Annotated in this window: 22 protein-coding genes and 1 pseudogene; 7 read left to right on the top strand and 16 right to left on the bottom strand. The window is 43.7% G+C overall.

Translation table 11 applies throughout. The annotated features are described in order from the left end of the window. Position 1 precedes the first annotated feature (1 nt). The 3 genes from DESOR_RS14090 to DESOR_RS14080 all read right to left on the bottom strand — a co-directional run bounded on the left by DESOR_RS14090 (position 2) and on the right by DESOR_RS14080 (position 4245). Positions 2-2239 (bottom strand): ATP-binding cassette domain-containing protein, encoded by a 2238-nt coding sequence (locus DESOR_RS14090; RefSeq protein WP_014185260.1) that lies wholly within the window; start codon positions 2237-2239, stop codon positions 2-4. A gap of 102 nt (positions 2240-2341) precedes the next feature. After that, positions 2342-3046, bottom strand: a complete 705-nt coding sequence (locus DESOR_RS14085) for a phosphatase PAP2 family protein (RefSeq protein WP_042331232.1) — start codon at positions 3044-3046, stop codon at positions 2342-2344. 35 nt (positions 3047-3081) lie between these two features. Continuing rightward, positions 3082-4245 carry a UDP-N-acetylglucosamine--LPS N-acetylglucosamine transferase gene (locus DESOR_RS14080; protein WP_014185258.1) on the bottom strand — a complete coding sequence of 388 codons (1164 nt, stop codon included), beginning with the start codon at positions 4243-4245 and terminating at the stop codon, positions 3082-3084. Between the two features lie 272 nt (positions 4246-4517). Here DESOR_RS14080 and DESOR_RS14075 point away from each other — a divergent pair, with 272 nt between their 5' ends. Both DESOR_RS14075 and DESOR_RS14070 read left to right on the top strand, forming a co-directional pair. After that, positions 4518-5102 carry an undecaprenyl-diphosphatase gene (locus DESOR_RS14075; RefSeq protein ID WP_042331230.1) on the top strand — a complete coding sequence of 195 codons (585 nt, stop codon included), beginning with the start codon at positions 4518-4520 and terminating at the stop codon, positions 5100-5102. 39 nt (positions 5103-5141) lie between these two features. Next, on the top strand, positions 5142-5753 hold the full coding sequence (locus DESOR_RS14070; protein ID WP_014185256.1) for a DedA family protein: 612 nt from the start codon (positions 5142-5144) through the stop codon (positions 5751-5753). Positions 5754-5935: 182 nt separating this feature from the next. Here the strand turns inward: DESOR_RS14070 and DESOR_RS14065 are convergent, their stop codons facing one another. Then, positions 5936-6493: a hypothetical protein gene (locus DESOR_RS14065; protein ID WP_014185255.1), complete on the bottom strand. Its 558-nt coding sequence runs from the start codon at positions 6491-6493 to the stop codon at positions 5936-5938. A gap of 129 nt (positions 6494-6622) precedes the next feature. Here DESOR_RS14065 and DESOR_RS14060 point away from each other — a divergent pair, with 129 nt between their 5' ends. The 4 genes from DESOR_RS14060 to DESOR_RS14045 all read left to right on the top strand — a co-directional run bounded on the left by DESOR_RS14060 (position 6623) and on the right by DESOR_RS14045 (position 9328). Continuing rightward, positions 6623-7312 (top strand): response regulator transcription factor, encoded by a 690-nt coding sequence (locus DESOR_RS14060; RefSeq protein ID WP_014185254.1) that lies wholly within the window; start codon positions 6623-6625, stop codon positions 7310-7312. 116 nt (positions 7313-7428) lie between these two features. Beyond that, positions 7429-8553 (top strand): sensor histidine kinase, encoded by a 1125-nt coding sequence (locus DESOR_RS14055; protein WP_242832320.1) that lies wholly within the window; start codon positions 7429-7431, stop codon positions 8551-8553. 172 nt (positions 8554-8725) lie between these two features. Next, positions 8726-9061, top strand: coding sequence for a cupin domain-containing protein (locus DESOR_RS14050; RefSeq protein ID WP_042331229.1), 336 nt, complete (start codon positions 8726-8728; stop codon positions 9059-9061). A 69-nt stretch (positions 9062-9130) separates the two neighbouring features. After that, positions 9131-9328, top strand: coding sequence for a DUF1858 domain-containing protein (locus DESOR_RS14045; RefSeq protein ID WP_014185251.1), 198 nt, complete (start codon positions 9131-9133; stop codon positions 9326-9328). Positions 9329-9533: 205 nt separating this feature from the next. Here DESOR_RS14045 and DESOR_RS14040 read toward each other — a convergent pair whose 3' ends face one another. Together DESOR_RS14040 and DESOR_RS14035 are read right to left on the bottom strand one after the other, a co-directional pair. Further along, on the bottom strand, positions 9534-9821 hold the full coding sequence (locus tag DESOR_RS14040) for a hypothetical protein (protein ID WP_014185250.1): 288 nt from the start codon (positions 9819-9821) through the stop codon (positions 9534-9536). 169 nt (positions 9822-9990) lie between these two features. Then, positions 9991-11133 (bottom strand): aldo/keto reductase, encoded by a 1143-nt coding sequence (locus DESOR_RS14035; protein ID WP_014185249.1) that lies wholly within the window; start codon positions 11131-11133, stop codon positions 9991-9993. Between the two features lie 302 nt (positions 11134-11435). On the opposite strand from DESOR_RS14035, the pseudogene DESOR_RS14030 reads away from it, so the two are divergent. After that, positions 11436-12763, top strand: a pseudogene (locus DESOR_RS14030) (IS30 family transposase). Positions 12764-13359: 596 nt separating this feature from the next. On the opposite strand, the gene DESOR_RS14025 reads toward DESOR_RS14030, so the two are convergent. From DESOR_RS14025 to DESOR_RS13980, 10 genes are all read right to left on the bottom strand, one after another. Next, the gene (locus DESOR_RS14025) at positions 13360-14247 is read right to left on the bottom strand and encodes an ATP-binding cassette domain-containing protein (protein ID WP_014185246.1); all 888 of its coding nucleotides are present in this window, start codon (positions 14245-14247) and stop codon (positions 13360-13362) included. Continuing rightward, the gene (locus tag DESOR_RS14020; protein WP_014185245.1) at positions 14244-15263 is read right to left on the bottom strand and encodes an ABC transporter ATP-binding protein; all 1020 of its coding nucleotides are present in this window, start codon (positions 15261-15263) and stop codon (positions 14244-14246) included. Before DESOR_RS14020 ends, DESOR_RS14025 begins: the two co-directional genes overlap by 4 nt. A 98-nt stretch (positions 15264-15361) precedes the next feature. Continuing rightward, positions 15362-16960, bottom strand: coding sequence for an ABC transporter substrate-binding protein (locus DESOR_RS14015; protein WP_014185244.1), 1599 nt, complete (start codon positions 16958-16960; stop codon positions 15362-15364). 42 nt (positions 16961-17002) lie between these two features. After that, positions 17003-17905 carry an ABC transporter permease gene (locus tag DESOR_RS14010; RefSeq protein WP_014185243.1) on the bottom strand — a complete coding sequence of 301 codons (903 nt, stop codon included), beginning with the start codon at positions 17903-17905 and terminating at the stop codon, positions 17003-17005. Next, on the bottom strand, positions 17875-18891 hold the full coding sequence (locus DESOR_RS14005; protein ID WP_014185242.1) for an ABC transporter permease: 1017 nt from the start codon (positions 18889-18891) through the stop codon (positions 17875-17877). The genes DESOR_RS14010 and DESOR_RS14005 overlap by 31 nt, the downstream gene beginning before the upstream one ends. Positions 18892-18913: 22 nt before the next feature. Next, positions 18914-19681, bottom strand: a complete 768-nt coding sequence (locus DESOR_RS14000) for an ABC transporter ATP-binding protein (protein WP_014185241.1) — start codon at positions 19679-19681, stop codon at positions 18914-18916. Further along, the gene (locus DESOR_RS13995; RefSeq protein ID WP_014185240.1) at positions 19672-20661 is read right to left on the bottom strand and encodes an ABC transporter ATP-binding protein; all 990 of its coding nucleotides are present in this window, start codon (positions 20659-20661) and stop codon (positions 19672-19674) included. Before DESOR_RS13995 ends, DESOR_RS14000 begins: the two co-directional genes overlap by 10 nt. A gap of 15 nt (positions 20662-20676) precedes the next feature. Further along, positions 20677-21537 carry a nickel transporter permease gene (gene nikC, locus DESOR_RS13990; RefSeq protein WP_014185239.1) on the bottom strand — a complete coding sequence of 287 codons (861 nt, stop codon included), beginning with the start codon at positions 21535-21537 and terminating at the stop codon, positions 20677-20679. Then, positions 21534-22487: an ABC transporter permease gene (locus DESOR_RS13985; RefSeq protein WP_014185238.1), complete on the bottom strand. Its 954-nt coding sequence runs from the start codon at positions 22485-22487 to the stop codon at positions 21534-21536. Before DESOR_RS13985 ends, nikC begins: the two co-directional genes overlap by 4 nt. A gap of 31 nt (positions 22488-22518) precedes the next feature. After that, positions 22519-24108, bottom strand: coding sequence for an ABC transporter substrate-binding protein (locus DESOR_RS13980; RefSeq protein WP_014185237.1), 1590 nt, complete (start codon positions 24106-24108; stop codon positions 22519-22521). Positions 24109-24141: the final 33 nt, after the last annotated feature.

The raw sequence follows: 24141 nt of genomic DNA, 5'->3' as shown, positions 1-24141 counted from the left end.
TTTACAAGTATTTTGCCGTTATCGACTCCCGGCAGCTTCTCAAATTGCCGGGTTGCCCTTCAAAAAGGATCCGCCCGCCCTTGCTGCCCCCCTCAACTCCTACGTCAATAATCCAGTCGGCATTGCGAATGACATCTAGGTTATGTTCTATGACAATCACGGTGTTGCCCTTGTCCACAAGACGGTCAATAATGGTCAAGATGCCGGTAATATCGGACATATGCAAACCAGTTGTCGGCTCATCCATGATATAAATATTGCCCTTTTTGCTTAATTCCTTAGCAAGCTTTAAACGCTGGCATTCTCCGCCGGAAAGAGTGTCCAGGGGCTGGCCCAGGGTCATGTAATGCAGGCCCACTTCCACGATATACTTCAGCTTATTTTTGATTTCTTTCTGGCTGAAAAAGTCAACGGCTTCGGCAATGGTCATTTCCAGGACTTCCACAATGGACCGGCCATGATACTTATACTTCAAAACCTCCTGCTTATACCGTTTGCCGCCGCATTCCTCACAGATGGTTTCCACGGAGTCCATAAAGGAAAGGTCGGTCTCGATATACCCCCGCCCTTTACAAACCTCACAGGCCCCCTCGGAATTATAGCTGAACAATCCGGCACTTACTTTGTTTTCAGCAGCAAATAATTTCCGTATTTCATCCATGATTCCCGTAAAGGTCGCCGGATTTGAGCGTAAATTGGCGCTGACAGCGGATTGGTCGATAATAATGGCATCTTTATATTCCTTGGCAAAAACTCCGTTAACCAGGGTAGACTTCCCGGACCCGGCCACCCCGGTTACAACCGTGAAGATTCTTTTAGGCACTCTTAAACTGACATTTTTTAAATTATGCAGGCTGCTCTTTTGGGTTTTATAAAATTCATGGCTGGTTCTGGGCTGACTCTTCAGGGGCAGGTGCCTGCCCAGGTATTCGCCAGTCAGGGTCTTTGCTTCCAGCAGGTCGCTATAGCTGCCCTCAAAGACGATCCTCCCGCCCTTTGTTCCGGCTTGGGGTCCCACATCAACGATATAATCGGCAGCCTTGATCACATCAGGATCATGCTCAACTACCAGTACCGTGTTGCCTTTATCCCGCAGTTTAACCAGCAGATCGTTAAGCCTGTGCACATCTCTGGGATGTAAGCCGATGCTGGGTTCATCAAAAATATACATCACATCCGTCAGACTGCTGGTCAGGTGTTTGACCATTTTAACCCGTTGGGATTCCCCGCCGGATAAGGTGGAAGTTTCCCGATCCAGGCTCACGTAATCCAGCCCGATATGAATCAGATCGTTTAAGCGCTCAGTCAGATTGTTAAGGATCGGTTTTACATTTTTATCTTCAATTGTTTGGATTAAGTCCCGAAGTTCATCCACCTGCAGGGCCGTTAAATCCGCAATGGAATAGCCCCAGATTTTCGAACCCAAAACACTTTCGTTATAGCGTTTGCCCCCACAGTCAGGGCAGACCTGTTCCGTGATGAAGGGGGTGATTTTCTTCTTGGAGGTCTCAGATTTTTCAAACTCGGTTTTGACGAACTGACTTATGAATCTCTCCACCAAGCCGGCATAGGTAGTGTTCATTCCATCAAGGATGACCGAATTGATTTTGACTGGTTTACAATACACCAGCTTGTCGTATTCCTCTTGGGAATAATCCTTGATTTTTTTATCACAATCGAAAAAGCCTGTCCCTGCATACATTTTCCAGGCCCAATTGCCCGGTTTATAGCCCGGCAACAAAATCGCTCCTTCGTTTAAGGACTTTTCCTTATCCAGAGCTTTGTCCGGGTCCAGGGTAACACTCCTGCCGATGCCCTCACAAGTCTTGCACATACCATTGGGGTCATTGAAAGAAAAATAATTAGATGGCCCAATATGCGGCTGCCCGATTCGGGAAAAGAGCAGTCTAAGCAAGGGATTGATGTCCGTTATTGTCCCCAGAGTTGAACGTGAATTCCCGCCTATCCTTTTTTGATCAACGGTAATGGCCAGGGACAGGTTTTCGATGGCATCCACATCGGGATGACCATGCTTGGGCAGGTAAATTTGAACGAATTTGCTGAAGGTTTCATTTAATTGCCGGCCCGCTTCCTGGGCGATGGTATCAAAGACAATAGATGACTTGCCCGACCCTGATACTCCGGTAAAAATTGTTATTTTCTTTTTCGGGATTTTCAAACTGATATTCTTTAAGTTATTCTCACGTGCTCCTATGATATTGATAAAGCCATGTTCCATATCTGGTCTCCTTATAGAGAATTTCCAAAATAAAGCCAGAAATAAGGGCCCTGAATGCAAGGGAGCCCAGTATGATTACATTATGAAGCTCTTTAGCTAATTTTATTCTTGAATAACCCTTTTTGTTGCATAACCTCTACCATATTTATCCTCTTGTGGTTTCAAAGTAAAGCTTTTGGCTGCCTGTTTTAATAGACTCTTATGATTTAGCCTCTGAATCAAGGTCATTGCTTTGAATAGACTTCCCCCTAAGAAAATACCCCCAGCAACATCCATAAGTGTATGTTGTTTTAAGAAAACCGTTGATAAAATAACGAGTACAGAAAGAGTCTGACTTGCTAGAACCATTTTTCTCCCACACCCTTTAGCTTTACTACTCGCCACAAAAATAATATATGCCGTCATGACATGAATGCTTGGAAAAGCATTATATGGATTATCTATCCCATACAAAAATCGAGTTAAATTCGAGAATAAATCCTGCCCCATAATGACCGGGCGAGGAACTTTAGTCTGAAAGAAGGCATAGACCAAAAAGCTAAGGAGTAATCCGACACAAATAGAGGCTAAACTCGAAATATAAAGCTTATGATCACGTTTCATAAACCAAGATAAGATTACAAACATTAAAAGATACCATGCCAAATAAGGGACAATGAAATACTTAATAAAAGGAATATGTTGATCTAAAACGGTGATAAGAGAATAAACATTTCCTTTTACATGATTCAATGGCGCGTACAATAAGTTGATTAGCGGTATTAGAAGCATCCATATTCCACTAGTCAAATAGCTTCTCAATTTCATACCTCCCAATCCTTGTTCTTAACCGTAATAATCCTCTAACAAACTTGCTCTTCGTCTTTGCTCTGGTATGCCGAATCCCTTGCCAGCTTCAGAATGGCTTTAACAGCTTTTTCAGCAGAGTGTCCAGGTAAGGTTTGAGCTGCAGCGTTACTCATTTTCCTAATTTCCTGCGGATTCGTAATCAGTTCATCCAGTATGCTTATAAACTCTTGGTCCGTACGGGCAACACGACCTGCCCCGATTTCCTCGATATATTGAGCATTGTTTTCTTCTTGCCCGGGAATTGGATTGAAGACAATTATAGGAAGTCGTTTGGTAAGAGACTCCGATACTGTAAGCCCGCCAGCCTTTGTGATTATGATATCAGCTATACTCATTAACTCATCAACGTTATTGACAAATTCAAACCGTACCACTGGATTACTTGCCTTTTGGAGTACAAAATCTAAAGAATTATAAAGTTTATGATCCTTGCCACAGACTATAATCGCCTGTACCGGACCGCCAAAATTGGCCACGAGGTCGCACATCCATTTCGCCTTTCCTAAAACTCCATAGGCTCCACCCATAACTAAGAACGTTAGCCGGTCTTTCTCCAATCCTAATTTTGAAAGTCTTTCATCTTTATCAGCTTCACGTTCAAACAGTGGATTAACTGGTATTCCTGATATTTGAATACGGGATGCTTTAATTCCTCTTTGGACAAACCCCCTTGCTACTTGAGGGCTGCCTACAATGTAACAATCTACACCGAAATGAATCCAATGACTGTGGACAGTATAATCTGTCACGACAGTAACAACTGGAATACTCAATTCACCTTTTACCCTTAACTGAGCAAGTACACCTGCCACGGTTGGGTAAGTACATACAATAACATCCGGTTCCAGATCCCGAATATAATTGATTAATTGTCTTCGGCCAAATGTATTAAGAAATCTCTGAAGGAGTGAATCATCGGCTATTTCTTGTGTACGATAATAATATTTACCCCAAATCTTTGGGGCGTGTTTGATAACTCCAATGTAAGAATGCCGCAGTATTTGATTTAAACCCCGATTGATGATGGCTATGGCATCCTTGTGAATAATTTCGACAGAACTATCAATCATTCGAATTGCTGCAATTAGGGCTTCTGCAGCTTTTACATGACCAGCTCCATACGTTGCGGAAAATACCAGTACACGCAGTGGCCTCATTTTTTATTCCCTCCTAAATAACGATAATTAAGTCTTTACTGAAGTTTCTTTGCCCTCTCTTGTAAACTCGACCTTAAGTCTAAACCACAAATCTTTAATTCTCCTTTAAAAACTTAAAGGCGGTAGCAAATTGAATATTTACTACCGCACCATTTATCGTGATTATTGCCGTACATTTCTTTAATTTAAACAGTATTTTAAGCTGAATTAAAGGTTAGTATCTTATCATGTTTTTGATAAGCATATTACACAAATATAAAGGAGGCTAACCAATCTTGTCTTTTGACATTCAAGGATACCACTTGTTCAATCAATTTGCCGGTCATCATCCGATTCTTGACCATACATTCGCATTTTTCGCCCAATATTCACTTGAACTGTATATCATTCTTTTCATCATCGCCTGGTTTACCTTACCTAAAATTGAAGTTAAACAACGGCACACATTACTCATCATGGGTTTATCTGGTGTGTTAGGACTGATTATTAATGTTATCATATCGCACATTTACTTCAGGCCTCGTCCGTTTATGGTGCTCGAAAAAGGTACATTTACCCAGCTTATTCCGCATGCTCCTGACGCTTCATTCCCAAGCGATCATACAACCGGTAGCTTTGGTTTTGCCGCCGCATCCTGGGGAAAAGCACCAAAATGGATTACTATAAGCTTTTCAATTCTAGGCATTCTCAACGCTATTGCACGCCTGTATGTTGGTGTGCACTGGCCAACCGATGTTATTGCGGGAATTCTCATCGGTATGCTTAGCGGCCGTTTGCTTTGGAAGTTTAGTTCATTGTTTCAACCGATTACAAACTGGGGACTTCGAATATTTCATTACGGTATTAACTCACAATAAGCTCTAAAGTACAAACTACATTCAATAAGGAGAAGTAAATTGGAGACAATTTTATCGCATCTTGCACAATTTGTAATCAATATTATTTCACATTTAGGCTATATCGGAGTTTTCCTCGCCATGGCAATTGAGAGCGCCTGTATTCCTTTACCAAGTGAAATTATTCTCCCTTTCACTGGTTATATGGTTTTCCTGGGCCGATTTGGTCTATGGCAGTCTACACTAGCCGCAACGTTAGGAAATCTATTGGGTGCATTATTCGCCTATTATATCGGACGATGGGGCGGACGACCTTTCATAAAGCGTTTCGGGCGCTACGTTTTTATCCATGAACGAGAATTATCTAAGACTGAAGAATTATTCGATCGTCATGGTGAGCTAACAGTATTTATTGGCAGACTCTTGCCGGTAGTTCGAACGTTTATCTCCCTACCGGCGGGAATTGCAAGAATGAATTCCGTTAAAATGTCGATCTACACTGTTGCAGGAGCTCTGCCATGGTGCTTAATGCTCATTATTACTGGTCAAAAATTAGGAGAGAATTGGAATACGTTAAAACCTCTGTTTCATCGCTTTGATATAGTTATTGGGATCATTATTTTCCTCTTCATTATTTATTATCTGATAAAGAAAAAACACTTAAAACGTTAATATTAGACCTTTAAAATGCTCACCAAATTTAATTAAATTACTGCTTAGCCCCTAATATCCTACTGGTATTAGGGGCTAAGTCTATGGGCACCTCATACCTTTCTAGAATTTCCACTACTTAAGTAATAGTCAAATAACTAAAAGGAATAAACCTTTTCCGAAGGTTTATTCCTCTAAATATTCTAGGAAGCCAGATTAGTTGTAGTTTCCGAACTGCGTTCCTTTAACATATTTATAACTATATTTTGAAGGGCGTCAGCTTTAGGATCAGCTATGTCCTTAGTATAATGTTCAGCTTTTTCAAAGCGCTGGTTATCCTCACGTCTGTTATCCTTTTTAGTATCTTTATCTTCTCGTTCTCTTTCGACATTCCCTATTACAGGATTTCCGTAGTGTGTTAATGCCTGATATTGGACTGGTGTAAGACTTTCATAAACCTGTTTCGCTAGATCATTTATTGAAACCGAACTATTTGTATCAGAATTGGACATCTTTTCAACCAGCGGAAGTATTGCTTTTGCTTGGTCCGGTGACAATTTTAAAGACGACGTATTATCGAGATACAGTAAATCTTGCTCTACTGACATTGTCATATGCACTCCGGCATTTGCTTGCATATTCTTTTGAAACTGCTGTCGAAGATAATATTTTGCTGCAAAACTACCGCCCCCTCCTAGAAGTATCACTAAGACTAGTAATAGGTACCACTTCCTGTTTAGTTTTTTTAGTTTTTCAAACATTGGTATTTCCCTCCTAAATTTATTAACCTAAGTATAAATTCCTAAACTTAAATTTAGCTTAGAAAAGAGAACCCATTTTTAAAGTAATTTAAAGAAAAGTGGGTTAGAATTATTATGAGGTGAGTTTTAATGAGGTTATTACTCGTCGATGACGAACAAAGATTAGCAGACCCCTTAGCTTATATTCTCAGAAAAAATAATTACGGTGTTGATTTGGCTTATGACGGAGAAACTGGTCAAGCGATGGCCGAAACTGGGATATATGATCTTATTGTTCTCGATAGGATGCTGCCAAATAAAGAAGGTGTAGAGGTTTTAAAAGAACTTCGCAATAAAGGAATAATGACCCCTGTGCTCCTATTAACAGCCAAGGATTCCGTCGAAGATCGAATCACTGGACTAGATGCCGGAGCAGACGACTACCTGATAAAGCCATTTTCAACAGATGAATTAATGGCTCGTATTAGAGCACTGTCCAGAAGGAAAGGATTCCAACTTACTGGAGATAAAGTTATGGCCTTTGGATTGGTTCTTGATCCTTTTGGCTGCGAAGTAACAGACGGGAAGAATAGCATTAAGCTGACCTATAAGGAATCGTTATTATTGGAACTTTTCATGCGCAACCCTTCTCAGGTGATTACCAAGGAACAAATCTTAGATAGAGTATGGGGATTAGACTCAGACGTAGAGTTGTCGAATGTCGAAGTATATATCTATTATTTGCGTAAAAAGATTAAATCTGATCATTGTTCAATAGAAACGATTCGGGGGGTAGGCTATTGTTTAAAAGGATTAGAAAACTCAGCTCGACAATCATAAGATATATATTTAAAGGTGATAAGCTATTTGACGCCTTGAGATTAAGGCTTACCCTATCGAACATTTTAATAATGACCATTCTCTTAATGATATTTGTTATAAGCACCTATCTTCTTATGGAACATCAAATCTTTAACCAATCCGAACAATTGGTCCAAAATATTGCATCTGCTATCAACTCTGGCTCAGCACAACAATTGGACCAATTTGGAAATACTGATTATTTTTATATCAAGGCAACGGAATCTGGCGAAATTACACAAACCTTTTCAACGAACCCACACTTAGATTCAAAGGAATTAAATAAGCTCGCTGAAGAAATTTTAAGAAGGAAAAGCAGTAAAGGTGATTTTGATTGGCACGATCTTTCTTATACTTTTTTGAAAGTCCCACAAAATCAGCAACAAGGTGTCCTGATAGTTTCAGTAGGTCTCAATCGAGAATTAATGGTTTTAAAATTTTTACTGGCAGCTCTTTTTATTACCGGTGTTATTTGTTTAGGATTGGCGTTTTACTCTAGCCTCTACTTAGCCGATAAAGCTTTAATACCTATTAAAAAGTCTTGGCAAAGGCAACAGGATTTTGTAGCGGATGCCTCACATGAAATGCGCACTCCCTTGGCAGTCATCCAAACAAACCTTGAATTGGTGATGGGTAATCCAAAAGAAACTGTGGCAGAACAGGAAGCATGGTTAAAAAATATTAAAATCGAAGTGACACATATGACCCGACTAGTGGAAGATTTATTGTTCTTAGCTAGAGCTGATTCTGATCAACAATCACTTGAAAAAGGTAATTTCTCCTTAGACAAAGCTATTAACCAGGTCATAAAACCGCTTATCCCTATAGCAGACAACAAAGGTATAACCTTAAAAATTGATGCTGAACCAGAAGTAGACTTTTACGGGGATGAAAAGAGAATAAGCCAGCTCATGCTTATCCTCGTTGACAACGCTATTAAACATACCCCATCAAACGGTAAAGTCAGTTTAAAGATGAGGGAACTGGGAAATATCATAGAGATTTTAGTAACTGATAACGGAGAAGGAATTGAAGAACAACATTTAGATAAAATCTTTGAGCGCTTTTACCGAATTGATAAAGCCCGAGTTAAAAGCATTGAAGGTACAGGGCTTGGTCTTTCTATTGCAAATTGGATTGTAAAAAGCCATAAAGGTACGATTAAGGTATCCAGCATTCCAGGTAAAGAAACTGTGTTTACAGTTCGGTTTCCAAGATAAAATATGAATTAGTATAATACAAAATTATAAAGATTATAATACATCCTTTATTGAATTTCCTGTTCAGGGATTATTAATTAATTAATTAATTAAGGTGATTTCAATCACAGATAAATTTTTCATGTAATACTAAACTAAATATAAATCGAGGAACTTAAAGGAGGAAATTAAATTGGTGAATATAGTAAAAAACATTGAGTTTTCTAAAGCACTAAAGCTAGAAGAATTAATAAGTTACCAACCCGGACAGGTCGTTAGCAAGACTCTTGCTCAGATTCCCGCCGCAAATGTAACCTTGTTTTCCCTTGATGAAGGCGAGGGCATCAGCACCCATACCACATCAGGAGACGCAATTGTTCAAGTTTTAGATGGAGAGGCAGAAATTACGATTGGCAATGATCTGATCATTGTCAAAGCCGGTGAGACAGTTATTATGCCTTCCGGTATACCTCACGGATTAGAAGCTCGAAAACGTTTTAAAATGCTTTTGACTGTTATCAAAGGTTAATGGTTACACTAAGGGTAAACTGTTACAACCATTCGGTATTGAATTAAACTAAAGAAAAGAGATGATCTTATGATTACTGGAAATGAAAACATTACAGAAGTCGTTTCAAACCATCCTGAAACTGTCGAAGTATTTCAGAAATACGGTATGCATTGTTTTGGCTGCATGGCCGCTCGTTTTGAGAACATAGAGCAAGGTGCTCTAGCTCATGGAATTGATGTTCCAAGTTTGATTAATGATTTAAATAAAGCTGTAGGAAATCAATAAATTAAAAGCCGGTGGCCAAGCTTAAAATGTAAGGTCACCGGCTTTTAGTAATTAACCCTTTCGTAGCCGCTTCAGATATGGATTTTTTGTTGTCAAGTTCGATGACATGCTGGAGCTGTTTCTATGTGCATTGCCCACCTCAAATGTTTGAAAGTTGAAAGACTTCGCCTTTACTATATATGAAAGGCGAAGTCGAATTCTAAACTTATTTTACTCCGACAGCATGATCGATTTCATTCATCCAATCAGCGAATGCCCTGCAAGGAGTTGGATTAACAATCTCCTTTTTCTTAAAAAAGGTATAATAGATTGCTTTAAACATTGAAAACGAATGCATCTGCCGGTAGGCACAATCCATAATAGCACTCCAAGATGGAGTATCCTCCTGGATCACCGGTGCTTGATAATCTATGGAAATCTGACTGGCATCATTTTTTGTAACTCTAACCGAATCCTTGATACGTTGGATCTCCTCTTTTAAATACGCGTCCATTCCAACTCCTCCTTCTTTATCCCTTACCTTTACCGAGCTTCTTCTTTTCCTTTATCTTAATACCTGAGATTTAAGAAGTGAAATTGGAACTTGATATTTTAAGTATTAGTTATTTCTATCCAATTCAGTTCAAGGCCAGCAAAAGGTTCCCTCATTCTTGCTGCTATTATTATTTTCTGCTAGGAAACTGTGGCGTCACATCAAAGGTTGCTGAAACATCTTTTAAGTGTTCCGTTATCTGCAAATGCTGAGGACATGCTTCTTCACACTGTTTACAGTCGATGCAGTCACTGGCCTTGCCATGGTTGGCCACAAGGTTTAGATAATAGACAAACTGACTGGAAAAGTTATTGCTGGTAGCACGTTTGCTGCTGTTATACAAGGCAAAGTAATCTGCTATGGCAATGTTTTGGGGACAGCCTTTTTCGCAATATCTGCAGGTAGTACAAGGGATGGCCGTGTTTTCATTGATAATTTCACTGACCTGATTGATAATCTTGTACTCTTCTTCATTGAGAGGTTTTAAGTCTGCCATATAAGAGGTATTATCCAGCACCTGTTCCATGCTATTCATGCCGCTCAGCACCATGATGACTCCTTCCTGACTGGCTGCAAAGCGGATGGCCCAGGATGGTATGGATGCTTCCGGATTATAGTCTTTCATTAACTTTTCGGCTTTTTCCGGAACTAAAGCCAGAGAGCCGCCTTTACATGGTTCCATGACAATGATGGGTTTGTGATGCTTTCGGGCTATCTCATAGCACCTTCTTGACTGAATGCTTGGATTTTCCCAATCAATATAGTTAATCTGCAGCTGCACAAAATCCAGTTCCGGATGAGCTGTTAAAATCTCATCCAGTAATTCCGGGGTATCATGGAATGACATACCCAGATGCTTGATTTTGCCTTCTTGCTTCTTTTGAATTCCAAAACTGAAACTGTCAAGTTCACAGGCCTTCTTATAGGAAATAACCCCAATATTGTGAAGGAGGTAATAATCAAAATACTCCACGCCGCATTTTTCAAGCTGTTCATTAAAGACCTTTTCCTGATCTTCCACAGTTTTTATATCTCTCATAGGAAGTTTTGTGGCCAGTTCAAACTCCTCTCTGCTATGTCTTTGGACAAGAGCTGCTCTCACTGCCTCCTCACTCATATAGCTATGGTAGACATAAGCAGTGTCAAAATAAGTAAATCCTTTCTGCAAAAAGGTATCCACCAAGTTATTTATGGTTTTCGTATCAAAGGATGTCTGGTCATCTTTATCCAGAAGCGGCAGCCTCATACATCCAAAGCCTAATTTTTTTGCCATTTTATGTTTTCTCCTCTCTTATTAAAGCTTCTTACACTTATACAGTTTTGTCATTCCATATATTTTCTAAGCACAATAACAAGGACTAACATTATGCTATTTAGCTAACTGAGGTTAGCTTTGTATTATATCTTAACACTTGGAGTTAACACCAGGTCAAGCACTTTTTATCATAACGTTCGTTAAATGAAAAGGTAAATTCGTGATGGCAGTAGTTAATTCGTGTTTCATGATGTTAGTCTTGCACTAGTTTTTGATACAATGGATAGGCAGTGGATTCCTCCTCACCCGAGGAGGTCATTATGGCTAACACGAATTATGATGGTAAACACTTAACAACGACCCAACGTATTAAGATCGAAAAGGGATTACTGGATGGGGAATCCTTGGCTTCTATTGCCAGAAGAATTGCCAAGCACCCCAGTACAGTGGCTAAGGAAATCAGGAAATACCGCTACTTTCCCGATCGGGAAACTCCTTCAAAAAAGCTTCCCTGCCTTCTTAAAAAGAACTGTCAGATCCGCTTTCTCTGTGACAAAAAAGATTGTGTCAAACTCTGCAAAACCTGTTATGATCCCTCCCGTGAAGCGGACTGTCAGGAAATCTGCCCCGATTATACAGCCACCGTCTGCCCTAAAATTCAGAAGGCTCCTTATGTCTGTAATGGGTGCCCTAAGTTTAAACGCTGTTCGCTTCAGCATGCCCTCTATTCTGCCCAGCGGGCCGATGAGGCATCCCAGGATCTTTTAGTTTCCTGCCGCAACGGGATTAACCAGTCTCCGGCTGACATCGCCCTGCTCGATGACCTCATTTCTCCTTTGTTAAAACAGGGGCAATCTCTAGCCCACATTTATGCCCATCACGGCCATGAAATCCCCTGCTGCCGCAGAACGCTTTACAATTACATCGATCAAGGGGTCTTTACCGCCAGGAATATCGATTTGAGACGACGAGTCCGTTACAAATGCAAGGAACGCAAGCAAGGAACCCGAGTGAGCCTCGCGGCCAGGGAATTCCGAATCAATCGCACTTATGATGATTTCTGTGCTCTGATGAAAAAGGCCCCTTCCTCTTCAGTGGTGGAGATGGACACCGTGGAAGGCGGGCGCGGGAATAGTAAGCAGGCCTTTTTAACCCTGTTTTTCCGAAACTGTTCCCTGATGCTGATCTTTGTTCTCGCCGAAAAAACTCAGGAATGCGTTACTGAAGTCTTTGATACGCTTTCGGAAAAGCTGGGGGTCCCAACCTTCCAGGACCTTTTCCCGCTCATCCTTACCGATAACGAACTGAATTTCAGAACCCTCAACGATTGGAATGCAATCGTCACGGGGCAAGCCGGACCCGGATCTTTTACTGTAATCCAAACAGTTCCTGGCAGAAAGGAATGCTTGAGAAGAACCATGAATACCTGCGCTATGTCATTCCCAAGGGGCAGAGTCTGGATGCTTACGACCAGAACGATGCTACTCTGTTAATGAACCACATCAACAGTGAAGCAAGAGACAGCCTGAACGGCTGCACTCCGTTCAGGCTGTCTCTTTTGCTTTTAAATCCTAAGTTGCATGATCTTCTGAAACTGGTTCAAATTCCTCCGGATGAGGTCACTCTAAAACAATCGCTCTTGAAATAACACTCATCTCGCGGGGGAATCCACTGCCGAATTTAGTCCTGCACGACAACGACATGTGGAATTTAGTTTTGCACACTGTTTCAGATGTCTGTTTCTCATGGGAAAAACAGAGAAAAGATCTCTTTAGTGGCATTATACAGCCTATTTTCTACTCCTGTAAAGCAAAATGAGTTGACCTTAGCCTTGCATTTTCAATGCTTTGGCAGAATCGAGAATTTACCTTTTCATTTAACGTTTATCATAACGTTTATCATAACGTAATCAACGTCACCTAAAATGCCTATCCCCAATTCGACCGCAGTCGTATTGGGGATAGGCATGTAGTTTCTCCTCGCTCTTTCAGTAAGGCTTGTTTGTGTTTTTCAAACTCAAACTCCCCTCCCTTCTCTTGATGTTTCAATATTCATGCCTCCTTTCAGATTAAAAATTTTATAAAGTTTTAAAAATAAACCATAGATATGCCCATTAACTTGGGCAGACCTTCATGGTGATGTTTATAACTTATTTCAGCCTTATTACTAACAATTCGTTGAAAAATAAATCCTAAAATCCCTATGAGTAATAAAGCAAGAAATGCGGAGAGAATATAGCTCTAATCATTGCCAAACATAATGACCAGGTGCTGCTTCAACCATTTTCACTTTTGTTTTTACGTTTTGCACATCATAGTCTATAATCTTTTTATTTCTTTCGAAAACAGGATCAGGCACAGGAACAGCGGATAAAAGAGACCGGGTATAGGGATGAAGGGGATTATTAAATAACTCTTGAGCCGGCGCCAGTTCCATAAGCCTGCCCTGAAGCATTACCGCCACCTTGTCACAGATAAACTTAATGATGGAGAGGTCATGGGCGATTAAGAGAAAGGAAAACCCATGCTCGCGCTGCAATCGCTGGAATAAGTTAATAATCTGTGCCTGAATTGAAACATCCAGGGAGGCCACAGGCTCATCGGCAATAATTAAATCCGGACTGGTGCTTAAGCACCTGGCAATGGCCACCCGTTGACGCTGCCCCCCGGAAATCTCAGCGGGACGCTTGGTTTTATAGCTGTTATCCAAACCCACTTCCCGGAGCAAAGACTCTAATTTAGCGCGAAGTTCATTTTTGTTCTTCACAATACGGTTCACTTTCAGCGGCTCGGTAATGATCTCCTCGACGGTCATTCTCGGATTCAGAGCAGCCGCTGAATCCTGAAAAATAATTTGCATGTTTAAATGTAAATCCTTTTTAATCTGCCTAGAGATCTCTTTTTCCGATATCCTCTGGCCCTTAAAATAAACATCACCGCTTGTGGCTGGGTAGATTCCCATAATAGTTCTAGCCACCGTGGACTTTCCTGAACCGCTTTCACCTACCAGGCCAAAAACTTCGCCCTTCTTAACCTGAAAAGTTACCCCATCGACAGCCTTAATCGTTAGGCCTTTATGAATATGAAAATGCTGTTTCAAGTGATTAACACGTAATATTTCATCAGGGTTCATACGATCTTCCTTCTTTGCAGTGCCATTGGAGGGGCAATTTTTGGCGCTCTTTCATCAAGCAGCCAGGTCGCCGCGCTGTGAGTAGGAGAAATCTGAAACATAGGCGGCATTTCTTCATAATCAATGGTCAGGGCAAATTCGTTGCGCACAGCAAAGGCGTCACCCGGGGGAGGATTCAACATCACAGGCGGCATGCCGGAAATCCCGCTAAGATTCTCTCCCTCTTTAGTCAGAGACGGCAGCGCCGACATCAAACCCCAAACATAAGGATGCCGGGGATCATAATAAATTTCCTCAGCCGTACCTATTTCCACAATTTTTCCGGCATACATAACCGCCACACGATCGGCAATGCGGGCCACAGCTCCCAAATCATGGGAAATGAAGACGATGGAAAGACCGCTCTTATCCCGGATATCCAAAAGCAGATCAATTATTTTAGCTTGAACCGTTACGTCCAGAGCAGTCGTCGCTTCATCTGCAAACAACACCTTGGGATTGGAGGCCAGAGCGATAGCCAGGACGCAGCGCTGGCGCATGCCTCCTGAAAAAAAATGGGGCTGCAGCCCAAACATCTGGTCAGGATTTTCTATGCCCACCAAATTCAGCATTTCCAGCCCCCGTTGTTTGGCCTGCTCCCTGCTAGACCGGGTATGCTTAAAGATAGATTCAGTTATTTGCTTCCCGATGGGAATCGTGGGGTTTAAGGTTGTCATAGGATCCTGAAATACCATAGACATAACGCTGCCCCGCAGCCGGCGCATTTGTTTTTCTTTATAATCCGTGATATCCTCGCCGTCAACTATTATTCGCCCCTGTTTTATCCTGGCAGTTTTGGGAAGCAGCTTCATCACCCCTTGACTCATTACCGTTTTTCCGCAGCCTGATTCTCCCACTAACGCTAGGATTTCTCCTTTCATGAGTGTTAAGCTGACGTCTCTGACAGCTTCAACTTCACCATTTGGTGTATCGAAGCTAACAGATAAGTTGTTAAGTTCCAAAACAGGTTCAGCCATGAACAGTTCCTCCTCTATATCAGGTCAGATGTGCCAAGCTGCAAATGCCTGGCACATCTGACAACTACTGCTGCAGTTTGATACTGACTTACTTTCAATTATTTCTTAGTGAGTTTCCAATCTTCAATATTCCACATCACGCCCACGGCATGATGCCCGAGAACTCTTTTAGTGTCCGGACCTTCAAGACCGCTGATGCCGACATAATTGCCGTCAAGATAGGCGATTAAGACGGAAGCCGGTTCCTTGGCAAAGGCGACTTCAAATTCACCATACAAGCGCTTTCTTTCCTTAGCATCCTGGGCATGTCTTGCCTGGGTCAGGATATTGTCCACTGCCGGATTGGAGTATTTCATTGTGTTGGAGCTGCCGTTGGTAATAAATTGTTTATAGGCTGCATCCGGGTCAAACTCTACGGCATATCCGGCTAAGAAACCGTCATACCCGGAATTCCAGTCGAACTTTGTAACCAGCACAATTTCCATCTCTACGCCGGCATCCTTCAATTGTTTGTAAACAACATTGGCAATATCTACCCGCTCTTCTTCGTAGTCGCGAACCTGAATTTTAAAGTGAAACTTCTGTCCATTGCGCTCATAAATACCGTCCCTGCCCTTAGTCCAACCGAGCTTAGCCATCTCTGCAGCAAACTTACTCAGATCATAGGGGTAAATGTCCGCATCCTTATTGCCGCCAAAGGCATTCAGCTGCATAGTACTGTAGGCAGTGCAGCCCTGACCAGTGAGCACGCTGTTGACGACAGCTTCTTTATCAATGGCATAGTTGAGTACGCCGATGGAATCCTTGTTTTGTGTCCAGAACGCTGATCTGAAGTCCATTGACATTGCCCGGTAGTCAGCTGTTTTAAAATCATAATTTGTGAAGCCCTCTTTACCTCGGAAATCCTTGGCATATTTAGCATTGAGCCAGGCCAGGTCTGCTTCGCCGGATTGCAGCATCAGGGCTTTGGTGCTTTCCACCGCCACGGTTTTGTAGACAATTTTTTCAATGTTTGGGATCTTATCATAGTATTTTTCATTTCTCACCAGGGTCACAGTTCCGCCGGCCTTATCCCACTGAACAAACTTGTAGCGGCCGGTCCCCACAGGATTCTGGTTGAAAGGTGATGTGGTCAGGTCCTGCCCCTCAAGCAGGTGCTTCGGAAGGATGCCAATGGTAAAATAATTAAGCATGGCAGCGTCATATTGAGAAAGAGTGATTTCCACGGTATTCTCATCCGTCGCTTTTACATTAGTGATATCTTTGTAATCATCAAGAATACTTGAAGCCAAGGTTTTGTCCGATGTCAGCTCTTGATAAGTGTATACGACATCTTCGGCTGTAAAAGGCTGACCATCCTGCCACAATACTCCCTGTCTCAGATTGAAGGTATAGGTAAGTGAGTTTTCATCATAAGTATAACTTTTGACTAAGTCTACAACGGGATGGCCGGAAACATCGTACTTCATCAAGCCGGAAAATATAATACTCACCAACTCGCTTTGCCCTGTGATAACCGGGTTGATGGTATCTGTATTTTCACCGGCATAGACCAGAGTATTGGACAAATCCGAGGCGTTCTTTGCCGGGTCGCCGGAAGTACTGGAGGGGCTTGAGCCGCACCCTGTGAAACTTAAGATAACTAATAAGCATAAAACGACGGTCATCAGTGTCTTGATTCTTTCCTTGTAATTCAATTTAATCCCCCTCAAATTTTATTATTCTATAGGCTCATGCCTTTATAGAATGCTTTCCAGTTTGTTGGTTTCTCTTCTAAAGAAATAAGCAATATTAGTGATACACACTAAGGTGATGATTAAAAACAAGCCTGGGATGATGATCACCCACCAAGTATTGGACAAGAGCGCTTTGTTGGCCAAAGAAAGCATACTGCCCCAGGAAATAACGTCCACGGGCAGCCCAAGTCCGAGAAAGCTCAGCGTCGACTCCATGGACATGCTTAAGCTTATACTGGATACCACCACAAACATAATTGTCGAGACAAAATTGGGAATTAAATGCCTGGCCATGATATGCAGGAAACTCCCCCCCATACAATGGGCGGCCAGCACATATTCGCTGCTGCGGATCTGTCTCACTTCGCTGCGCACAATTCTGGCCAAAGCACACCAGCCGGTTACGCCGATGACAAAGGATATTTTCAGGATATTTTGTTTTCCCATAACTGAAGTAAGCAATAGAACCAGCAAAATTATCGGGATACTATTAATAAGTTCAGGAACCCGCATCATGACAGCGTCAACCCGCGAATCAGCGCTGCCGCTGATACATCCGTAAATTACGCCGATCACAGTAATAATCGCCGTGCTCAGCAGACCAATAAGGATGGAAGCTCGTCCGCCATACCAGATCATGGAAAAGATATCCCGTCCCAGGGAGTCTGTCCCGAAATAAAAGTTCCCATTGGGTGCTTCATTAAGATTTTGCAGATAAAAACCTGTCGGATCATGGTTATACACCTGCTCGGCAAAAATACACCCCAAGACGATAATGCTGAGAATACCCATGGATAGCAGCGGCTTTCCTTTTAATTTATCCCTAAGGGACGGAGCCTTCCTCTCCGGCAAGTGCGGCCTGTAATCAGCACCCACTACGACAAACTGCTTTCTGTCATCCGGCATGCCTGCCCCTCCCTCAATCTCATTCTTGGATCTATGACTTCATTGACCGACTGAGCAATCATACTGGATGAAATCACCAGCAGCCCTGTAATCAGCACCACCAGCATCAGTAAATTGTAATCGTGATATTTAGCGCTGACCACGGCAAGAGCCCCTATTCCCGGATAATTGAAAACAGACTCTGCAATATAGGTTCCGCTCAAAACATGAGGAATGGAAATAGCCATGATGCTGACAACGGTGGGTGCTACATTGCGGAAACAATGCTTGAAGACAATTTCAGCTTTATTGCAGCCCTTGGACTTGGCTAATAAGACATAATCCTTGCGGATTTCATCCAAAAGCTTATTGCGGATCATATAGGCGTAATACCACAGGTGACTGAGGATCATAACCACCAGGGGTAAAATCATATGCTGGATCTGATTTAAGATATCCCCGGATTTGCCGATATCATAGGCACCACTGCTGGGCAGCCACCGGAGATTAATACTGAAAATCAAAACCAGGACAACGCCCAGCCAAAAGGGAGGGATGTAATAGGCTGCTGTCCCCACTTTGCAGATGATTCGATCCACTAACGTATCTTCATTCATCCCACAAAACAAAGCCAGCAGAGTAGCCAAGGCAAAAACGAGTATGTAGGCTGTGCCTCCAAGGAGCAAAGTGTTGCCAATGAGCGGGGAAACAACTTCCATAGCCGGTGTCTTATATTTCAGTGATAAGCCAAAATCACCCTGCAGAGCGTTGCCGATCCATTTGATATATTGCAGATAAATTGGACCATCTAGACCTAAGCGTACGCGTGCAGCATCCAGCTCCGCTGTGGTCATGGATTCAACGGCATCGCCGTAATAAGATTGCAGCGGATCCCCGGGTGCCAAACGGGCAATATAAAAAACCCCGACAGAGAGAATAAATATGGCTAATATAAAGCCTAGTATTTTTCTTGTTATCTTTTTAATAACAGTTACTTTTTTGTTCAAGTTTTTTTCACTCCACCCTTCTTTACACCTCCAGATTGGAAGCCAACAAATGCTTAGTATAGTCATGCCGGGGACTTTCAAACACCTCTTGGACAGTTCCCATCTCCACAATTTCACCCTGCCGCATAACTGCCACCCGCTGACAGATAGCCCTGATAACCTCCAGATCATGAGAGATATAGAGCATGGCCAGATCATGATCCTTGTTCATGGTTAAGAGATTCAGGATTTGAGCCTGCACCGATACATCCAGCATGGAGGTAGGCTCATCACAGATAAGCAGTCTGGGGTTTAAAGACAGAGCACGGATGATGGACAAACGCTGGGCTTGCCCGCCGCTTAATTCGTGAGGATATTTTTTCAGCTGATCCTCGGAGAGGCCGACTCTTTCCATCAGCTCAGCTACCATCCTTTCTTCCTCTCCCTTGTTTTCAGCCATTTTAAAGAGTCTGATAGGCTCCGCACAGGAAAAATAAATCTTCCTGCGCGGATTAAACATGGACTGGGGATGCTGAAAAACCACCTGAATTTCCCTTCTTAATCGCTGCCAATCACCTTTCTTCAGTTTGGTCAAGTCACGGTCCCGGTAAAATACACTCCCCCGGGTGGGTTTAAGGAGTCCCAGGATAATCCTGGTCAGAGTGGATTTTCCGCAGCCGCTCTCCCCTATCAAACCAAATATCTCGCCCTTATTAATGGTAAAGCTTACGTCAGACACCGCTTTAACCATTCTTTGGCCCCAAAAGCCGGCATGATAGTTTTTGCTGATGCCTTTCACTTCTAACAGCATTCTTTGGCCCCCGCTCTCCCTGCAACCCTGTTCCAATGAAAACACTTTACGGCATGCCCCCGGGCCGTTTCGGCCATCGGGGGCTCCGTTTCCCGGCATTGGCCGGTCAGCCATTCACAGCGATTGCTGAACCGGCAGCCGGAGTGCAATTCCTGAAATGATGGCATAAACCCCTTCATAACTTTAAACCCTCTGGCAGGCATGGAAGCGATCAAGCCTTGGGTGTAGGGATGGCGGGGGGTATTGATCACCTGGGCAGCAGGGCCAATTTCCACCACCTCACCGCAATACATGACGGCTATCCTGTCCGCCAGATATTTGGCCGCCCCCAAATCGTGGGTTATGAACATCATAGCGCACTTGGCTTCCTCTCTTAACTCAGCCATGAGTTCAACCGCTTCCTTGCGCAGGGTCCAGTCCAGAGCTTTCGTTGGCTCGTCTACAATGAGCAGGTTAGGGTTGGGGATAATCCCCATAGAAATAAGCACCCGCTGGCACATCCCGACGCTTAATTCACAGGGAAAATTCTTTCGGAAGCCTGCCCCTCCTGGCAGTCTGAGCCTGGAGAAAATCCCGTCTACTTTCATAAGGATCTCTTTAGAGTCCCGGCCCTTTTTCCGGTCGTTCTCCCTAACACACTCACCAACTTGCAGCCCCACCCTCATTAAGGGATTGAGGGATGTGCCGGGGCTTTGGGGTATGGCGGCGATTTCTTTGCCCCGCAAAAGGCGGAATTCCTGATCGCTCATACTGCTGATGTCGGCACCCTTGTAAAGAATATTGCCGCTGACCATCGCGTTATCCGGCAGCAGGCGCAGGATGGCATTTCCCGTTACGGATTTGCCGCAGCCGGTTTCGCCGATCACTGCCAGGACTTCCCTTTCGTACAGTTCCAGAGAAACATGGTTTAAAACATGTATTCTTTTTTTGTCAACCATAAAGTCCAGGTTTAAATCCCTGATCTGCAAAAGAACGCCCATCTTATTCAACGTCTCCTATTCCGTTTTAGCCGACTCCCTCAGCCTGGGATCGAGAAAATCTCTGATCCCGTCCCCCAGCATGTTAAAGGTCAAAGCCGAAACCGCGATGGCCAGACCGGGAAACAAGGCCAGCCAGGGAGCATACCTCATATTTTCTTTGCCGTCACTGATCATCGCCCCCCAGTCCGGCGAAGGCGGCTGAGCACCCATCCCTAAAAAGCTTAGGGACGAGCAGTATAAAATGATGCCGCCAATATCCAGAGACATTAAAATCACGATTTTGGAAATGACTTGAGGAAAAAAATACTTTAGGATAATTTTCAGGCTGTTATTGCCGATAGCCCTGGCCGCATCGATATGGTCGGAATGCTTAAAAATCAGGGCTTCCCCCCGGGCCACCCGAGCATATCTGGTCCACTGGATGCAACTGATGGCGATAATCAGATTAACCTGCCCGGTACCCAGGATCGCTGAAACAGCCAGGGCAAAAATAATCGTTGGGAAGGCTAATAAAACATCAACAATTCTCATAAAGAGCATATCGATTTTACCGCCGAGATAGCCTGAGGTTAAACCTATGATAATCCCCAGTCCTGCACTGATGACCACCACTAATAAAGCTATGCTCAGGGAAATTCTCGAACCTTCAATAACCCTGCTGAAAATATCCCGTCCCATATTGTCCGTGCCGAAAATATGCTCGGAGCAAGGCGGAATAAACTTATCGGCCAGGACCATCTCTGTAGGATCAAAGGGCTCGATGAGAGGAGCAAAGAGAGCGATAAGAACAATCAATCCGGAAAGGCAGGCGCCAGTGATTAGGATAGCATTTTTACGGTTTAAACCCTCAGGCAGCTTGAAATATCCCCTCTTCATGATTGGTTGTCTCCTCCGGAGTATTTAATTCTGGGATCGATACCCACATAAATCATATCCACCGTTAAGTTGATCAGAGCGTAGCCTAAAGCCAATATCAATACGCATCCTTCCATCATGGGCAGGTCCTTGGCATTAATGGAATCAATAAACAGTCCGCCGATTCCCGGCCAGGAAAAGATATTTTCGATAACTACGGCACCCCCCAGGATATGGCCGATCTGCAGCCCCATGACGGTTATAATAGGAGGAAAGGCATTTCTGAGGACATGGCGGTTAATAATTTCCCCTGGTTTAAGACCTTTCCCCCGGGCCACCGCTATATAATCCTGGCCTATAACATCCAGCATGCTGGAGCGCATCATCCGGGTTGTGGCTGCCGTCATGCCCATGGACAAAGTAAGGGCCGGCAGAACAATACTTTCAGGGCCGGACATTCCGCTCACCGGCAGAAGCTTCAAATGGATGGAAAAGGCAATAATCAATAGCAGGGCTATCCAAAAGGAAGGAAAAGACGAGAGGAGCAGGGTAAACAAGCGGCTGAGATGATCCAGCCAGCGGTTGTGACAGAGGGCGCTGACGATGCCCAGGGGGATTGCCACAAGCACTGAAATCAGGAAGGCGGTAAAACCTAAGAGCAAAGTGTTGGGCAATCTTACTTTCAGCATATAACTGACAGGCAGATTGTATTTATAAGAAGTCCCCAGCTCACCCTGGAAAACATTTTTCAGCCATTCCCCATACTGAGCGGATACCGTTCTGTTTAAACCAAAGCTGTGTCTCACCTTGGCCAGGGTTTCTTCAGAAACCGCTTCCTCACCGTAGACTTCAACAATAATGGCATTGGCCGTATCCCCCGGAGTAACGTGCATGGTGAAATAGACCGTTGTCGCCACCAGCCAAAGGACTAAGAGGACGGTTGCCAGCCGCTTAAGGATATATCGTATCATGGTTGTCTCCTAATTCCTTCATCTGCAGGCATTACTCCAAATCCGTTGCGTAAGGTACCACAAAATCATGGACGGCGGCACTGTAGGAGAAATTTTTAATTTTACTGGAAAGGACAAAAACCGCTCCGTAATTAGCCACGGTATAAACTGCCGCATCATTTTGGGCAATGGCCTGAGCCTGCTTGCTTGAGGCGTATTTCTCGGCAGGATCGCTGGCGGCCCTGCATTCGTCAATCAGCCTGTCCAGTTCGGGATTGCTGTAGTTTATACGCTGGCCATTGGTGTTCCGGGAATAATAATAGGTACTCAGATAATAGGAAGCTGATGGAACATAGCCCGTGGCTGCCGAGCTTAAATTCAAATCGTACTCATTGTTTTTAATGGCTTCATTGGAAGCATTGCCGTCGATCACGGCCACCCCAGCCTCCACGCCAATATTTTTATAGTAGCCCTGCACTGCTTGGACGATCAGGGAATTACCCGGCCGTCTGGAGCCGGTAATAATCCGCAGGGCCAGCTTTTTCCCGTCTTTATCCAGATAACCGTCTCCGTTGGAGTCCTTGTAGCCCGCGGCCGCCAGTAAAGTCTTCGCTTTAGCAGGATCATATTCATAGGTGTCCACATTGGTATTGGCCCAGGGCATGCTATCGATGAAAATTCCCTTGGGTACCGTACCAACGCCCAGGAGGACATCATCCACCAGTTCCTTTTTATTGATAGCGTAGATGAGGGCTTTCCTGACATTCTCGTCCTGCAAGTAGGGCTTGTTAAGGTTATAGCTGAAAAAATAAGTTCTGGCGGTAAAGAATTTTTCAACCTTCACCCCTTCGGCACCGGCAAGTTTTTGCAGGTCGCTGAAAGGTACATCGGAAGCAATATCCACCTCGCCATTTTGAGCCGCCAGGGATCTCGTCGAGGAATCCGGCATGCTCAGGACCACCCGCCGGGTGATCCCGGAAGAGACAGGCCCTCCCCAGTAGCCATCATAAGGAACACATTCAAATCGTCCTGAGGACACATCAAAGCTGTCCTGCCGGAAATACCCTGTTCCTACGGCTTTCGTGAATTCCCCCTGTTCATTCAGGGAAGACTTGGCGACAATGGCCGTGGCCACATTGGTTAAAGCCTCCGGCAGCTCACCGGTTTTTACTGCTGTTTCTAATTCCACGGTATAATCATCAATAACGGACACGGATTTAAGGTTGATTGTCTGGGCAAAGGAAGGATTCTGCGCCAAACTTCTCTCGAGACACCACTTGACGGCCTCGGCATTCATTTTTGTCCCGTCATGAAAAGTCACGTCATCCCGCAGCTTGAAAACCCAGGTGGTACCCCCGGTTCGCTTCCATTCCGCAGCCAGGGAGGGGCGGAGTGCGAAATTGGAGTCCACTGCAACAAGGGTTTGCACAACTCCGGCAACTTCTAAAAGCATGGTCGCAGCCGAGCCGTTAACCACATCCAGGGTTGTCAGGGTATCCGGAAAAGCAATTCTGAGAACCTTTTCTCCCTTATCGGTTTCACTCACTTTAGAAGCAGGTTTTGTATTGCTTGTGCAGCCGCCGGTGAGCAGGGAAAGACTTAAAATCAGGGCGATGGCTATCAAAATTCTCTTATTTCTCATTCCCTTTCCTCCTTAAGATCTTAAAATTTACTC

It is taken from the genome of Desulfosporosinus orientis DSM 765 (assembly GCF_000235605.1).
Taxonomy (GTDB): Bacteria; Bacillota; Desulfitobacteriia; order Desulfitobacteriales; family Desulfitobacteriaceae; genus Desulfosporosinus; species Desulfosporosinus orientis.
The sequence above is the reverse complement of the archived record's forward strand: the minus strand, read 5'-3'. Positions and strand labels throughout refer to the sequence as shown.

Coding starts and splice junctions, on each gene's coding strand:
- DESOR_RS13980 (WP_014185237.1), bottom strand. CDS start 24,108: ATGAGAAATAAGAGAATTTTGATAGCCATCGCCCTGATTTTAAGTCTT.
- DESOR_RS13985 (WP_014185238.1), bottom strand. CDS start 22,487: ATGATACGATATATCCTTAAGCGGCTGGCAACCGTCCTCTTAGTCCTT.
- DESOR_RS14090 (WP_014185260.1), bottom strand. CDS start 2,239: ATGGAACATGGCTTTATCAATATCATAGGAGCACGTGAGAATAACTTA.
- DESOR_RS14060 (WP_014185254.1), top strand. CDS start 6,623: ATGAGGTTATTACTCGTCGATGACGAACAAAGATTAGCAGACCCCTTA.
- DESOR_RS14025 (WP_014185246.1), bottom strand. CDS start 14,247: ATGAACCCTGATGAAATATTACGTGTTAATCACTTGAAACAGCATTTT.
- DESOR_RS14085 (WP_042331232.1), bottom strand. CDS start 3,046: ATGAAATTGAGAAGCTATTTGACTAGTGGAATATGGATGCTTCTAATA.
- DESOR_RS14055 (WP_242832320.1), top strand. CDS start 7,429: ATGGAACATCAAATCTTTAACCAATCCGAACAATTGGTCCAAAATATT.
- DESOR_RS14040 (WP_014185250.1), bottom strand. CDS start 9,821: ATGGACGCGTATTTAAAAGAGGAGATCCAACGTATCAAGGATTCGGTT.
- DESOR_RS14065 (WP_014185255.1), bottom strand. CDS start 6,493: ATGTTTGAAAAACTAAAAAAACTAAACAGGAAGTGGTACCTATTACTA.
- DESOR_RS14035 (WP_014185249.1), bottom strand. CDS start 11,133: ATGGCAAAAAAATTAGGCTTTGGATGTATGAGGCTGCCGCTTCTGGAT.
- DESOR_RS14010 (WP_014185243.1), bottom strand. CDS start 17,905: ATGCCGGATGACAGAAAGCAGTTTGTCGTAGTGGGTGCTGATTACAGG.
- DESOR_RS14080 (WP_014185258.1), bottom strand. CDS start 4,245: ATGAGGCCACTGCGTGTACTGGTATTTTCCGCAACGTATGGAGCTGGT.
- DESOR_RS13995 (WP_014185240.1), bottom strand. CDS start 20,661: ATGGGCGTTCTTTTGCAGATCAGGGATTTAAACCTGGACTTTATGGTT.
- DESOR_RS14045 (WP_014185251.1), top strand. CDS start 9,131: ATGATTACTGGAAATGAAAACATTACAGAAGTCGTTTCAAACCATCCT.
- DESOR_RS14000 (WP_014185241.1), bottom strand. CDS start 19,681: ATGCTGTTAGAAGTGAAAGGCATCAGCAAAAACTATCATGCCGGCTTT.
- DESOR_RS14020 (WP_014185245.1), bottom strand. CDS start 15,263: ATGGCTGAACCTGTTTTGGAACTTAACAACTTATCTGTTAGCTTCGAT.
- nikC (WP_014185239.1), bottom strand. CDS start 21,537: ATGAAGAGGGGATATTTCAAGCTGCCTGAGGGTTTAAACCGTAAAAAT.